The organism is uncultured Lactobacillus sp. (assembly GCF_947367085.1).
Taxonomy (GTDB): domain Bacteria; phylum Bacillota; class Bacilli; order Lactobacillales; family Lactobacillaceae; genus Lactobacillus.
The window spans coordinates 35,045-48,997 of record NZ_CANBCP010000004.1 but is presented as its reverse complement, the minus strand read 5'-3'; the positions used below and the strand labels follow the sequence as shown (position 1 = coordinate 48,997).

Below are 13,953 nucleotides of genomic sequence, written 5' to 3'. Positions count from 1 at the left end.
GAAGTATTGCCCAAGCTTTTTTCTTTTATGAAGGATTTTTAAAATGACTGAATATTTTGAAGTGGGTAAAATTTTAACTACTCATGGACTTAAGGGCGAAGTTAAGGTTAATCCAATCACTGATTTTATTGATGAACGTTTTGAAGCTGGCAGTCGTCTTTTTATTGGCGCAGATAATGAAGATATTGAACGACAAGTTACTGTTGCCAGTGCTAGAATGCAAAAACAATTCGTTTTGGTTTATTTTGAAGAGATAACTGATATTGATCAGGCACAAAAGATTTTGAAAAAGAATCTCTTTGTAGCAGATAGTGATCGCGATGAATTGCCTGAAGGATCTTATTATTTTAAAGATATTTTGGACTTACCAGTTTATGATAATGAATCTGGTGAAAAAATTGGTACTTTAATTAATATTGAAACCCCTGGTGCAAATGATATTTGGGAGATTAAACCCGAGCAAGGGAAAAACTTTTGGATTCCAAATATTGCCTCAGTTGTAAAAAAAGTAGATTTGGAAAACAAACGTATTGAAGTAACTTTACTTGAAGGATTACGCAATGAAAATTAATGTCTTAACTCTTTTTCCTGATATGTTTACCCCGCTGCAAGTGTCAATGCTTGGACGCGGTTTAGAAGATGGTAAGTGGGACTTGAATTTAGTTAATTTCAGAGATTTCACTAGCGATATTCATCACCATGTTGACGATACGCCTTATGGTGGAGGTGCTGGCATGGTATTACAAATTATGCCAATCAAAAAGGCGTTAGATTCTTTAGAAAATAAGGGTAAGGTTATTATTACAGCGCCACAAGGAAAAACATTTAATGAGAAAATAGCTCAAGAATGGTCAAAAGAGGATAATTTAACCTTTATTTGTGGTCATTATGAAGGCTTTGATCAGCGAGTATATGATTTGGCTGATGAAACTGTTTCGATTGGCGATTACGTTTTAACTGGTGGAGAATTACCAACTATGAGTATGATTGATGCAACAGTCAGACTGCTGCCAGGGATTTTGGGTAATGAAGCCTCACCTGTAGAAGAGAGTTTTTCTCATGGTTTGCTCGAGTATCCACAATATACACGTCCGGCTGATTTTGAAGGACAAAAAGTACCGGAAGTACTGACTTCTGGTAACCATCAAAAAATCGCTCAGTGGAGACATTATCAAGCTTTAAAAACAACTTATCTCAATCGTCCTGATATGTTAGAAAATCGTAAGTTGACATCAGAAGAAAAGAAAATGTTAGCTGATATAAAGTCAGAATTAAATCAATAATATTATTTACAAGTCATACTATATTTGTTAGACTAGTTTTTGTGGCATAAGCCACTGATTTATGGGTATTCCGCTGGCGAATAACGTTGATGAATGCCGTAGAAGGAGAGAATTTAGATAATGAATCCATTAATTCAAGAACTTACTAAGGATCAAATCCGTACCGATTTACCAGACTTCCGTGCTGGTGATACTGTTCGTGTTCACGTACGTGTTGTTGAAGGTAGCCACGAACGTATCCAGATCTTCGAAGGTGTTGTAATTAAGAAGAAGGGTGCTGGCATCAGCGCTACTTACACTGTTCGTAAGATGTCATCTGGTATCGGTGTTGAACGTACTTTCCCAGTAAACGACCCACGTGTTGCTAAGGTTGAAGTTAAGCGTCAAGGTCGTGTACGTCGTGCTAAGCTTTACTACTTACGTGAACGTCACGGTAAGTCAGCAAGAATTGCTGAAAAGCGTCGCGGATAATAAGATATTTAATAATCCTGTCTCTTTTGAGGCAGGATTATTTTTTTGTCTATTTTCTTGAAAAATGACCACTTGGTCTAGTTTTTTGACTTCTTAGAAAAATCAGTTTGATAAATAAAATCGGGGGGGTATAATAAAAACAAATTAAACTTAATTAAATAAATATTAATTATGTTAAAATGTGTTTGGAGATGAATAAGAATGTCGCTTAAAGAGTTATTTAAAAATAATTACTGGCGAGGAAGTTTAATAATCTTGCTCTACGTCATTTATGCGATTTGTGGGACTTTTCGGGAATATTTATTCAAGTATGCTATTGACGATATTACTAAAGGTAACTTTAATGGCTTTGTTTTTTGGCAACTAATTACAACTATTTTGGCTATCTTAGCTGTAGTATTGCTGCCAATTGCAACAATTTCCTTTACCAGGCAAACTCAGAATTATATTCATGAAATCAGAAATGAGATTATGCATCATTATTATAATGGAAGTGATAAAAAAGTTTCTGAGATGCAAAATGACTTGACGGGAAACTTAAAGATGCTCGCAGATAATTACGCTACTCCTTGGGTTCAAATTTTAAGCGGTCTACTTCAAATAGTTTTATCAATCACAGTACTGCTTAGCTTGAACTGGATGTTGATTGTTGTGACTGCTGTTTTAGCAGCAATTACCTTGCTTTTACCAAAGATTATGGAGAAAAAGACCGCTAAAGCTACTGATCATGTCAACAAGATGAATGAAAAACTTCTTAATGCTGTTGAACATTGGTTGGGCGGTTTGCAGGAGCTACGAAGATATAGTGCATATTCACGCTTACAAAGAAAGTTGAATGAAGCAAGTGGCAATCTTGTGCAAGCAAGTAAGAAGAGTTTTGCTTATCGAGGAATTGCCTATCTTTTTAATGGTTTTGGTAATGCAATCGCTCAAATCGGAATGTCATTTGTAGCGGGAGTTTTATTTTTTAATCATTTAATCACTTTTGGAGATTTTACCATTGTAGGTAGTTTTGCCTTCTCTATCTTTTCTGCAATTTGGCAAATTACGATGTCAATTACGCAAGTTAAATCAACTAAAGAATTACGTAAGCAAACTTTTGCGCTCAGAGAAAATATTCCAGTTACAGATAAAAAAGCTGCTTACAGTCTTGAAGTTAAAGATTTAGTTGCGAGTTATAAAGAAGGGGAAACGATTTCTTACCCAGATTTCACCATTAAGAAGGGACAAAAAGTATTACTATCTGGTGATTCTGGCACTGGAAAGTCAACTTTGTTTAAGATCTTATTAGGAAAGCTAAATCCTGAGCAGGGACAAGTGATTTTCTATGATGAAAATGGGAATCAAATTGAATCTGGCAAAGCTAAGATCGGTTTTGTACCACAAGATCTAGTTGTTTTCCCAGTTTCAATAAAAGAGAATATCTTGATGTTTAACCAAAAATTGGCTGATAAATTAAATCTGGTTACAAATAAAGTTGAACTAGCTGCTGACTTAGACAAAATGCCAGCAGGAGCAAATACCCTAGTTGATTTTAAAAATGAAAACCTATCTGGTGGTCAGCGTCAAAAGGTAGTACTTGCACGTAGTGAGATTCATGACCAGCCTTTAGTATTAATGGACGAGGTAACAAGTGCGATTGATAGGCAAGCTACCGAGAAGATAATCGATAATTTGCTGCAGACAGATCAGACAATCTTGATGATAGCTCACAATTATAGTGATCAATTAAAAGCAAAATTTGATCAAGAGATTAAGTTGAAGTCAAAAGGTAAGGAGGAATAGGCATGAATTATAAGAATTTTATAAAAGTTAACCCAATTAGATTTTTCTTCTTTGTATTACTAGCTGTTTTTCAACCTATTCTTTCAGTTGTTGGAACCTATCTAGTCCAGCAAGAAACTAATAGTGCCTTATCTCGCAATTGGCAGCAATTTTTGGTAATTAACATTCTATCTCTTGTAGTCCTTGGCTTAAATTACACTTTTTCTAGTATTGCCCAGTATCTAGATGAAATACAACAGCAAGATTTAAATCAAGAAGTTCGTGCCAAAATTATTAAGCATTACTATTTTGATCAAAAAGATCATCCCGTTTCTGATGTTCAAAATAGACTAACCAATGATCTTACTTTAGTTGATGACGGATACTTTCTTGGACTCTTCGGGCTTATCTATGGGATTATTTTAATTATTGGTATATTGGTCTACTTAGTTGCACTTAACTGGGCACTATTGCTCGCTAATGTCTTACTAGTAGCTGTTTCATTAGCTTTACCTAAATTAATTGAAAAGCCAATCAGTCGGGCAACCAATCTTATTTCTGAAAAGAATGAGAAGTACATCGATACTTTAAATGAATGGCTTAGTGGTTTAGATCAGCTTCGTCAGTTTATGGCGGGTGCAAAACTGTTTTCAGTAACTCAAGATGCATCCAAAAAATTAGAAGATGCGACGGTTAAACAAACTACTTATCAAAAATTATTGAATGCGATCAGTGGAATTGTAACGCAAGTATTCTTATTAATCGTTTATTTATTAACTGGATATTTGATTAAAAATGGTATTGTAACAATTGGTGTTTTGCTAATTGTTGGTAACTTCAGTTTTTACTTAAGTAATGGGATTGAAAACATCACTGGTAGTCTTACAGCCATGAAGGCAGCTAAGAAGGTTAAGGATAAAGTTAATAGTGATCTTACTCCCGTTTCTGACAACTTTAAACATAATGGTGAAATTCCAGCTGCGATTGCTACTCATAATTTAAGTCTGCAATTTCCAAATGGGGAAAAACTCACTTATCCTGATTTGACAATTAAACAAGGTGAGAAGATTTTACTGACAGGTGATTCAGGTGCAGGAAAATCGACCCTCTTTAAGATGATTTTAGGTCAAATCAAGCCATCTACAGGTGAGATTAGTTTTAAAGACAAAAATGGTAACACGATCAAGCCGGATATGTCACATATTGGATATATTCCTCAAGATCCGGTTGTTTTTCCAGCCAGCATTGAGGATAATATTACAATGTTTAATGATAAATTAAACAAAGGTGTCGAAAATGTTGTTAACGAAGTAAACTTAGAGGCGGACATCTCAAAATTTAAAGAGGGTATCAACAAAGAAATTGATTTAGATAAACTCAATATCTCAGGTGGACAGCGGCAAAAGATTGTGTTAGCTAGGGCTAAGATCCACAATAGTGAAGTTATTTTAATTGATGAAGGAACTAGTGCTATTGATCAAAAAGGAACTTTGGATATATTAGCTAACTTGGTTAAGACTAAGGCGACGATTGTTTTTATTGCTCATAACTTTAATGACGATATGCGGGCACTATTCGACCGTGAAATTCATCTAGCTAAATAAACTTGCATCCCAAAATTTTGGGATGCTTTTTGTTTGGGAGTGATTTATTTAATTAAGTACTCTAAAAGGGTAAAATTGAAGTAAAGCATTGAGAAGAAAGGGTGATTGGATGATTGAAATAACTGGTAAAGTTGAATTTTTATACGAGCTAAATAATTTGCATCATGTAGTTGTCCAAGCTTCTTTTGTGACACAAAATCAAGTCTTGGCACTGCAGCTGCTCAATAAACAGACTAATACAGCTGTCTTTCGAGCTCCAAAACAAGCAAGTGAAGTATATTTTGATGAAGATCAGCCTGCTCTTTTTCTTAGAGGAGCACTTAAACCACTTTTAGCTGGCGGTCATACCCAGACTTTGCTCTTTTCAGGTAAAGCTGATCAATACTTTATCGGCACTAAACCCAAAAAATATGGTTCAATATTTTGGGATACACAGATTGCACGAGTGACGATTCCACAATCAGGAAGAGCTACCTATGATTCGAATACACAAATGGTTCGACTTTCTTATATGAATCGTGCCGGTAGTGGTGCAAATTCCAATGTTCCTTATCCTGGTAAAGATTTAGAAAGACTTGAAGCAGCCATATCGCCAAACTATCAGTATTTTTTAGTAGCCAGCATTGATTTTAATCATGTGGGACATTTTGCTTTGTATAATTTAGCAGATATTAATCAAGCCCTTGATAAGGCGCAAGAAGATACTAGCGATGTTAATATTCAAAATATCAATTGTCTAGCTGCTTTCAATATACCTAACTTCAACACAAATCCACTGCAATCGATTCAAGGTTATGCAATTGATAATCAAAAGAATATTTATATTTCAAGTCAGCCAAGTCCAAGTAAGGACTGGTTCGGATTATCCAGACAAGGTAAGAATCGGGAGATTGTGAAAATTCCCTGGGGTGAGACTAACCCGGACAATTGGCTAGTTCTTGGCTTGGATCAGAATCGAACTTTAGATTGTATCGGCTATTTGACTGAATTTGAAGGAATCCAAATTTTGGGAGAAAATGATTTATATTTGACAGTAGCATATCATCGAGATAGTGACCTGACTACTTTAAAAAATAGAATTTATCATGTTAAGTTACAGGCTTAATTCAAAGTAGGTAAAAATTTGAAAAAGAGTGTATTTTTAGAATTATTAGAAACACAGAATGCCATTTCGCCAATTGCCAGAGAAGAACTTAGTCAAGATTTAACGTTGCATCCTGAACATGCTCAGTATTATTTTAATCAAGCCAAAAAGGTTGGTAATAGTAAGGAGTATAGTTTAGAAAATGTTGAATTTAGTCAGAACATATTGACTGATAAGACTGCCTTATTTTTAGGTAGCAATACTACATTTGGTCTAAGTAGCTTAGGAGAAAGCTTTGTCGATTATTTATGGCAAAAAGATGGTCTTATTGGCCTTAAGGATGTCGAAGTTGATACTTTTTTGACTCATCAAGATAGTTTTCAAAAAGATGATTCTTATATCAGCCGCTTTCAAAACGATCTAAAACTTTATCAACCGGATGCATTAGTTATCGAACTTCCTGAGCTAGATTTAAATAAAAATGTTAAAATAGGCGATTTGGCAGATAAGCACTATGATACGAAAACAATTATTGGAGCAGTCGAATATATGATTTCACAAACTAGCTTGCTTTGGGGATGTCCAATAATTTTATTCATGAATTACAAAAATGATTATAAAAAATATGTCTACTTGTTTGAAAAAGTCTTACAATTAAAACAAAAGTGGCAAATCGAATTGATTGATTTATCTACCGATAAAGAAATTGATATCCAGCCAACACGACAGCAATATCGAGATGTTTGGCTGCCGATTTTTGAAGATAAGTTGAGGCAAGTGCTTTAAAATGGGGAAAGAATATTCGGCTGGGGCTATTATTTACCGCCAGCAAAATAATAAACGTGAATTTTTAATTGTCCAAAGTATTGTTAATAATAATTGGGGATTTTCAAAAGGACACATTGAAGCTGGCGAATCCAGTCAGCAAGCTGCTCAAAGAGAAGTCTTTGAAGAAGTCCATTTGAAGCCAAAATTTGATTTTGATTTTTCTACAACAACACACTATTTCATCCCTAACGGCAACGAAAAAGAAGTGACTCTGTATTTGGCATTCAATAGCAATGGACAGGTAAAAATTCAAAAAGAAGAAATCAAGGCTTTCAAGTGGGTTGATTTTAACCAGGCAAAAAAATATTTACTTGGTCATGGCAAAATGAGAATGCTCAAACAGGCAAATGATTATATTGATAAACTATGAAATATCCAAAAATATTAATTGATAAAGTAAATCAACGCTCCAAAGGCTTTAATTTGGAAGGAATCAATGAAGGGGCTGGTCCTAATGAGCCAGCTTTGATGATCGTAGGTGAAGCTCCTGGGCGAGAAGAAATTGAATCACATATTCCTTTTCATGGTGCTAGTGGAAAAGAATTGATGAAGTCTTTAGCTTCAATCGGTTTGAAGAGAGAAGAAGTCTATATAACCTCTGCTGTTAGAAGTCGGCCTTTTGGTGTTAAGAAAGTTTTTTCTAAAAGAGAAAATAAAGAGGTAACAAAGTATCCTAATCGAAAACCTACACAAAAAGAAGTCTTGGCACATGCTCCATTTTTAGATTATGAAATAAAAAATGTTAAACCCAAAGTTATAGTTGCTGTCGGCACTACTGCTTTGAGGCGCTTATTAGGAAAAGACTATTCTATTTCTGAGTATCATGGAAAGGCAATCAAAAACACACCTATTTTGCAATTAAATGAGAAAGAAAATGGTTTTGTCTGGTCAAAACAAAAATACACAGTAATTGCGATGTATCATCCAGCTGCAGTTTTTTATAATCGTAAGTTAAGTAAAATAATCGAAAATGATTGGCTAAATGTTAAGGCTTACATAAAAAAGCCTAAATAATATTGAACTCACCAAAATTATGATAATCTAGTGTTAGATAAATATGATGGAGGTAGAATCATGAAAAAGAAATATAGTGTGGCTGCGCTAGCTATTGCAACTGCTTTATTTACGGTTGCTTGTCAAAATAACGCTAGTTCAAATACTTCTACAAGCTCTCAAAGTAGTAAAAGAAGCCAAGTTAAAAAGAACAAAGTGGCTACTAAGTCTACTGAAAAGACCAACAATGAGTCTGAGTCAAATCACAGTCAAAGTCAGGCTCCTCAAACCAGCCGTTTATTACAAATGAACCGTCAACTGAAAAAAGTTTTTCCAGAGATGATTCTGCCACAATCTGATGGTCTAACATCCGGTTCAGATAAATTGAATGTTCGCTATACAAAAGCAAATGGTGAAAATGATATTTATTATAGTGTCGGTAAGACTGCTTTAAAATTTAATAATCCAGCAATAAAGAAAGAGCGTCCGTTTGCTGTTTTATCTGAAGAAAACAATTTGAATGATAGTCAAACAGCTGATGTAATTAACTTTCAAGCTGATGATAAGAGCTTGCCACAAGTCAAGGTTACTGACGACGTTGTAGCAACTCAGCAAAGCGGAGCTGGTCAAACTTATTTAAGTTGGACTCAAGGAAAATGGTCATTTAGCATTCATGCCTCGACTGTTGCTGACCAAGAGCCGCTTACAACAGCTAAAAAAGTTGCGGCTTTGGCTAAGAAATACAAGTTACCTGAACCACAGACACATGGTTCAATGAGAATTCAAGTTGCTGAATCTTATGGATCATTAGGGAATGTAATATCTTGGAAGCAAAATAATCGGGTTTACCAAATTAGAGCTCACAGTTTAGATACTGCATTTAAGATGATCGCAAGTATGAAATAAATCTCGGCTCAAACAAAAAAGTGGATCAAACGATCCACTTTTTTTAATCAATATTATTTCGATAAAGCCCAACAACTTTTCCTAAAATTTGTACTTCATTTAAAATAATTGGAGCCATAGTATCATTTTCAGGTTGCAAGCGATAATGATCTTTTTCTTTGTAAAATCTTTTAACTGTGGCTTCATTTTCTTCAGTCATTGCGACAACAATCTCACCGTTGTTGGCACTTGATTGCTTACGAACGATTACATTGTCCCCATCTAAAATTCCGGCATTAATCATTGAGGTTCCGTGAACCTTTAACATGAATAAGTCACCAGCATCACTTTCAAGGTCTGGTGGAAGTGGGAAATAATCTTCGATATCTTCAACTGCTAAAATTGGTTGTCCCGCTGTAACGACACCAACGACCGGAATATCAGTTGGCTTAATGTCAAGTGCGTCTAAGCCGGCATGAGTTACTTCGATTGCGCGAGGTTTAGTAGCATCTTTTACAATATAGCCTTTACGTTCAAGACGGGATAAATGTCCATGAACAGTTGAAGTAGAGGATAAATTAACAGCAGTACATATCTCTCGTACTGTAGGTGGAAATCCCCGATCTTCAACAGTATCATAAATATATCTTAAAATTTCTAATTGCTTGCTCTCATGTGTTTCAGTCATAATTTATCTCCATTAATTTCTTATTCTTATTTTAGCAAATTTATTTGCAATTAACAAACAAACGTTCTAAGAAATTTTAAAACTTTGCGCTTTTTTTCTTTAAATAACTAGGGTAGACTAGGTGTTGAATAGTGAGGTGTTTAATTATGGATAAAAAAGAAGAAGAAAAGGTTATCAAGAGAATCAATGAACTTTATCACACTAGTCAAGAAAGAGAACTTACTCCTGAAGAACTAGAAGAAAGAAAAAAGCTTAGAGCAGCATTTTTGGAAAACTTTAGAGCCGGATTCAGACAGCAGCTTGAAGATACTGTCGTGATTGATAAAGATGGTAAAGAAGTGACTTCTGAGAAGGCTAAAGAAGCTCAACGAAGAAAAGGTTTAAGAAAAGATTAGAAATAGTCTTTAAAAAGAAGTGGTTTTTTAGTAGAATTTACTTGATACGAAATTGGAGGTTTTTACATAATGAACTTAGGATTAGCAATATTTTTGATTGTCATCGCACTACTTATTGGTCTTATTGGAGGCTTTTATGGTGCACGTGCTTATATGAAGAAGTATTTCAAAGACAATCCTCCAATTAGTGAAGATATGATTGCTGCTATGATGTCACAAATGGGACAAAAACCATCTGCTAAGAAGTTGAATCAAGTAATGAACATGATGAAGCACCAACAAAATAAGTAAGTTCTATCTGATCACTAATTTTGAGATAAAGGAGGGCAAGGATTATCACTGCCTTCCTTTCTTTTGTTTTTAAGCTTAGAGGTAATACATGGGAATATTTAAAAAGTTAGGTTGGTTTTTCAAGAAGGAGAAAAAACGCTATATCATTGGAATCACTTTTTTAGCTTTAACTTCTTTTGCCAACTTAGTACCACCTAGGGTTTTAGGTTTGATGGCTGATCAACTTGATAAAGGTCATATCAGCTGGGGCCAATATGGGATGCTAATTTTAGCTGTTATTGCGACAGCGGTTGTTTTGTATATTTTACGATTTTTTTGGCGAAAACAGATTTGGGGTGGAGCAGCTCAATTGGAACGCCAGATGAGATCAAAATTATACAATCACTTTATGGATATGGACCGCACTTTTTATCAACGTCATCGAACAGGTGATTTGATGGCTCATGCTACAAATGATGTTTCGGCTATCCAAAATGTTGCAGGTGATGGTGTTTTGACATTAGTGGATTCATTGGTAATGGGTTTATCAACGATGATTGCGATGATTGTCTTTGTAGATTTTCGTTTAACAATCATTGCATTGTTACCACTTCCTTTTTTAGCATGGGGAGCAAAAAATCTAGGTGATCGTTTACACGATGCTTTTGATAAATCGCAAGCGGCTTTTTCTAGATTGAATAATAAAACTCAAGAATCAGTTTCTGGGATCAAAGTTTTAAAAACTTTTGGTCAGGGTCAACAAGATACAGCTTCTTTTGATAAGATGGTTGATCAAACAATCAAAATTAACAAGCGCGTCTTTGTGTGGAATTGTTTGTTTGATCCTTTAGGTACTGTCATTATCGGTTTAACTTATACAATAACTATTATCTATGGAAGTTTACTTGTCACTAATAAAGTCTTATCAGTTGGCCAGTTAGTTTCTTTTGTCGCTTATATTGGTAATATGGTTTGGCCAATGTTTGCAATTGGTTATTTATTTAATATTCTAGAACGCGGAAGTGCTAGTTATGATCGTGTCGAAAAAATATTAAATGAAAAATCATTAATCACTGATGAACACGCTGACGATTCATTGACTGCTCAGGATCTTCAAGGAGATCTAAATTTTGATATTCAGCGATTTGCTTATCCTGACGAAAAAAATGTAACGGTTTTAAAGAATGTTCATTTTTTGTTAAAGCCTGGTCAAACGTTAGGCTTAGTTGGACGAGTAGGCTCAGGTAAAACTACCATCATCCAGTTGTTATTGCGTGAATTTGATGACTACGATGGTGAAATTTCATTAAATGGTCACGATATTAGAAATATTCCGTTGAATTTACTTTTAAGACAAATTTCTTATGTACCTCAAAATAATTATCTATTTTCTACAAGTATTCAGAGAAATATTTCTTTTTCTAATGCCGATGCTGAAAGCAATCAGATTATTGATGTTGCTAAAAAAAGTGATTTGCATAATGATATTTTGCAGATGCCAAGATCTTACAACACTTTAGTTGGAGAAAATGGGGTTTCGCTTTCTGGAGGACAAAGGCAACGTATTTCAATTGCTCGCGCTTTGCTTAAACAAAGTCAGATTTTAATTTTAGATGATGCATTGTCAGCCGTGGACGCAAAAACTGAATCGGAAATATTGTCTTCTCTTCGTGAGGAACGAAAAGACAAAACTACTATTATTGCTACTCACCGACTAACTTCTGTTAAAAATGCTGATATCATCTTAGTATTGAAAAATGGACAGGTAATCGAACGGGGAACTCATCAAGAATTACTTGATGAAAATGGATGGTACGCAGATATGTGGCAGCGGCAAGAATTAGAAGATAAGGTAGGTGAAAACGATAATGGATAATGAAGAAAAAAGCCAATCAGTGTGGTCACAAGCAATTCCGATTAAAGAGCAAGTTCAAATTTTTAAACGATTGCTAACTTTTTTCATGTCCTATAAGTATCAAATTTTAGTTGCAATTTTAGGGGCATTCTTGGTTAGTGTGATCAATATGCTTTTGCCATATGGTCTTCAATACTTTTTAGATCATTTTTTATTAAAGCAAAGTATTACTGTTCAAATTATCCTCTATGCAGGACTTTTATATGCAGTCGGATCATTATTGAAGGCAATCTTACAATTTGTTTATGAATACTTTTTTGCAGTGGGTGCAGAAAACACTTTAGAAGAGGTGAGAAAAACTCTCTATCGTAAACTACACAAATTAGGGATGCGTTATTTTGATCAAACACCAGCTGGATCGATTGTTTCAAGAGTTACTAATGATACGATGACTTTGAGTAATTTTTTAACAGTCTTAAATAGTACGATTATGGCGATCTTTTCGGTGCTTTCAGCTACAGTAGCAATGTTTGTTACTAATTCTACTGCTGGGTGGTTGATGTTGATCTTTATACCGATTATGTTTGTGATTATGGCAGTTTACTCAAGAATGAGTTCAAAGTTATATCGTAATTATCGTGAACAACTCAGTAGAATTAATACTAACTTGAATGAATCAATTGAAGGTGTTTCAGTCATCCAACAATTTAGCCAGCAAGATCGTATGACTGACCGTTTTGAAGGTGAAAATGGTGGTTTAATGCAGACGCGTTTTAATATGATTAAAATGAACTCATTGCTGCTTTCACCTTTGACCAGTATGTTGTATTCACTTGCTTTAGCAGTTGCATTGATGTATTTTGGCTTTCCACTACAAGAAACATTTGTCCCAGCTGGAGTTGTTTATGCATTTTCACAATACATTTCTCAATTATTTAATCCAATAGCGACTTTAATGGATCAGATGACATTGTTTCAGGATGGAATAGTAGCGGGTAAAAGAATTTTCGCAATTTTAGATAATACTGAATATGAGCCTAAGCAAGACGCCGAAGCTGGTTTAACAATTTCTAAAGGTAAGATTGAATTTAAGCATGTTAGCTTTTCTTACGATGGAAAGCATGAGATTTTACATGATATAAGCTTTACAGTAAATCCTGGAGAAACTTTAGGGATTGTTGGACATACTGGATCTGGTAAAAGTTCGATTATCAACGTCATGATGCGTTTTTATGAATTTCATAAGGGACAAATCTTAATAGACGGTGTTGATATTAAAAAGTATCCTAAAGAGCAGCTGCGTAAAAAATTAGGTTTGGTCTTACAAGAGCCATTCATGTTTTATGGTGACATTGCATCTAATATCAGACTATATAATGATAAAATTTCTGATCAACAAATTAAGCAAGCTGCTAAGGCCGTTCAAGCTGATGAGTTTATTGAAAAAATGCCTGGTAAATACCATGCTAAGGTTATCGAAGGCGGTAGTGAGTTAAGTCAAGGGGAGCGACAATTAATATCTTTTGCTCGAACTTTAGTTACTGATCCTAAAATATTAGTTTTGGATGAAGCCACAGCCAATGTTGATACTGAAACCGAAACTTTAATTCAGGACGGTCTAAAAAAGCTAAGACAGGGGAGAACAACTTTGGCTATCGCTCACCGTCTTTCAACAATTGTTGATGCAGATCAAATTATTGTCTTAGATAAGGGTCGCATAATTGAAAAGGGAACGCACAATGAGTTATTAGCTAAAAAAGGTTATTACTATAATCTTTATACCCTGCAAAATCATAAATCAGAATAGACAAAAGTATATGAGAATGACAGAAA

The 13,953-nt window shown here is 34.7% G+C and carries 15 protein-coding genes; 14 read left to right on the top strand and 1 reads right to left on the bottom strand.

The features are described 5' to 3' along the window. Positions 1-43: 43 nt before the first annotated feature. From rimM to Q0Y70_RS01395, 10 genes are all read left to right on the top strand, one after another. Entirely contained in the window at positions 44-571 is a 528-nt protein-coding gene (rimM, locus tag Q0Y70_RS01440) for a ribosome maturation factor RimM (protein WP_297815624.1), read from the top strand. Next, the gene (gene trmD, locus Q0Y70_RS01435; protein ID WP_297815622.1) at positions 561-1,283 is read left to right on the top strand and encodes a tRNA (guanosine(37)-N1)-methyltransferase TrmD; all 723 of its coding nucleotides are present in this window, start codon (positions 561-563) and stop codon (positions 1,281-1,283) included. Before rimM ends, trmD begins: the two co-directional genes overlap by 11 nt. A 120-nt stretch (positions 1,284-1,403) precedes the next feature. Continuing rightward, on the top strand, positions 1,404-1,754 hold the full coding sequence (rplS, locus tag Q0Y70_RS01430) for a 50S ribosomal protein L19 (protein WP_297815620.1): 351 nt from the start codon (positions 1,404-1,406) through the stop codon (positions 1,752-1,754). A 201-nt stretch (positions 1,755-1,955) separates the two neighbouring features. Continuing rightward, complete coding sequence (locus Q0Y70_RS01425) at positions 1,956-3,539, top strand: ABC transporter ATP-binding protein (protein WP_297815618.1); 1,584 nt, start codon at positions 1,956-1,958, stop codon at positions 3,537-3,539. A gap of 2 nt (positions 3,540-3,541) precedes the next feature. Beyond that, positions 3,542-5,122 (top strand): ABC transporter ATP-binding protein, encoded by a 1,581-nt coding sequence (locus Q0Y70_RS01420; RefSeq protein ID WP_297815616.1) that lies wholly within the window; start codon positions 3,542-3,544, stop codon positions 5,120-5,122. A 109-nt stretch (positions 5,123-5,231) separates the two neighbouring features. After that, positions 5,232-6,227 carry a class III bacteriocin gene (locus Q0Y70_RS01415; protein WP_297815614.1) on the top strand — a complete coding sequence of 332 codons (996 nt, stop codon included), beginning with the start codon at positions 5,232-5,234 and terminating at the stop codon, positions 6,225-6,227. 18 nt (positions 6,228-6,245) lie between these two features. Beyond that, positions 6,246-6,992, top strand: a complete 747-nt coding sequence (locus Q0Y70_RS01410; RefSeq protein WP_297815612.1) for an SGNH/GDSL hydrolase family protein — start codon at positions 6,246-6,248, stop codon at positions 6,990-6,992. A gap of 1 nt (position 6,993) precedes the next feature. Beyond that, positions 6,994-7,404, top strand: a complete 411-nt coding sequence (locus Q0Y70_RS01405) for a bis(5'-nucleosyl)-tetraphosphatase (protein WP_297815610.1) — start codon at positions 6,994-6,996, stop codon at positions 7,402-7,404. Continuing rightward, positions 7,401-8,048, top strand: coding sequence for a uracil-DNA glycosylase (locus Q0Y70_RS01400; protein ID WP_297815608.1), 648 nt, complete (start codon positions 7,401-7,403; stop codon positions 8,046-8,048). The genes Q0Y70_RS01405 and Q0Y70_RS01400 overlap by 4 nt, the downstream gene beginning before the upstream one ends. 60 nt (positions 8,049-8,108) lie before the next feature. After that, on the top strand, positions 8,109-8,933 hold the full coding sequence (locus Q0Y70_RS01395; protein WP_297815606.1) for a hypothetical protein: 825 nt from the start codon (positions 8,109-8,111) through the stop codon (positions 8,931-8,933). A gap of 43 nt (positions 8,934-8,976) precedes the next feature. Here the strand turns inward: Q0Y70_RS01395 and lexA are convergent, their stop codons facing one another. Further along, on the bottom strand, positions 8,977-9,600 hold the full coding sequence (lexA, locus tag Q0Y70_RS01390) for a transcriptional repressor LexA (protein WP_297815604.1): 624 nt from the start codon (positions 9,598-9,600) through the stop codon (positions 8,977-8,979). Positions 9,601-9,746: 146 nt separating this feature from the next. Between lexA and Q0Y70_RS01385 the strand changes: the two genes are divergently transcribed. From Q0Y70_RS01385 to Q0Y70_RS01370, 4 genes are all read left to right on the top strand, one after another. Continuing rightward, positions 9,747-9,995 (top strand): DUF896 domain-containing protein, encoded by a 249-nt coding sequence (locus Q0Y70_RS01385; RefSeq protein WP_297815602.1) that lies wholly within the window; start codon positions 9,747-9,749, stop codon positions 9,993-9,995. Positions 9,996-10,064: 69 nt separating this feature from the next. Then, positions 10,065-10,286 carry a YneF family protein gene (locus tag Q0Y70_RS01380; RefSeq protein WP_008469622.1) on the top strand — a complete coding sequence of 74 codons (222 nt, stop codon included), beginning with the start codon at positions 10,065-10,067 and terminating at the stop codon, positions 10,284-10,286. Between the two features lie 88 nt (positions 10,287-10,374). Then, complete coding sequence (locus Q0Y70_RS01375; RefSeq protein WP_297815599.1) at positions 10,375-12,141, top strand: ABC transporter ATP-binding protein; 1,767 nt, start codon at positions 10,375-10,377, stop codon at positions 12,139-12,141. Beyond that, the gene (locus Q0Y70_RS01370) at positions 12,134-13,927 is read left to right on the top strand and encodes an ABC transporter ATP-binding protein (protein WP_297815654.1); all 1,794 of its coding nucleotides are present in this window, start codon (positions 12,134-12,136) and stop codon (positions 13,925-13,927) included. The genes Q0Y70_RS01375 and Q0Y70_RS01370 overlap by 8 nt, the downstream gene beginning before the upstream one ends. Positions 13,928-13,953 lie beyond the last annotated feature (26 nt).